General features: G+C 56.0%; 1 protein-coding gene. It reads left to right on the top strand.

All coding sequences use genetic code 11. From position 1 onward, the window contains the following. Positions 1–432 precede the first annotated feature (432 nt). On the top strand, positions 433–672 hold a 240-nt coding region (locus EBE87_RS28895), incomplete at its 3' end, for a hypothetical protein (protein WP_147465078.1).

Here is a 672-nt window from a genome sequence, read left to right as displayed (position 1 = left end):
CGATCAAAACGGAAAACCGCCGAGCAGTATTGCGTGGCGGATCATCTTCAATTTGAAACGGAAACAAGCTCAGAACCCAAATGCATGGGCAGGAGAAGCACACCGGAACAACGAAACTGACAGAACCTATATAGAGAGTGGTCCGGCAATTTACAAGTTTTATTAGCCTCATCCTGGTGAGGAGGAAGCGGTATTGAATTCCGGCGTCGCTGAGATTTTGTGGGCCCGCGTTGACGAGGACTGTATAGCTGCGATGAGAGCGGCACGGCGGCACGTTGGTCATCAGGCAGGCTACAAAGACCTTTAGCCGGGAGGCCGGCCGCAAGCCGCCGCCAGGATCGGGAAGCGGAAACGGCGGCGCTGTGTTGGGAGACAAGCCAGCACAATGCGAGATGTTGCTGGAGACCCCGCCCTTCATTGAGGAGCCATGACATGACGCTTTCGTCGACAGAGATCTACAGGAGCCAGAATGGCGATACCTGGTGGTTGATCCGAGATGACGCATCACATCAGGTCTATGTCCGGCATGAAGCTAATCCTGCATCGGGTGGCCATGTCACTGAGATGAGCGTCAAGGAATTCCTCAGCTGCAGGGGCTCTGGTCCGGAATATGCGGCGACTCAGGAACTGCTGAAGGCGCAAGTCGAGGAGACCAAGCTGCTGGCCCGCACG

This window comes from Teichococcus wenyumeiae, from assembly GCF_003696345.1.
GTDB classification, from domain to species: Bacteria; Pseudomonadota; Alphaproteobacteria; order Acetobacterales; family Acetobacteraceae; genus Pseudoroseomonas; species Pseudoroseomonas wenyumeiae.
The sequence above is the reverse complement of the archived record's forward strand: the minus strand, read 5'-3'. Positions and strand labels throughout refer to the sequence as shown.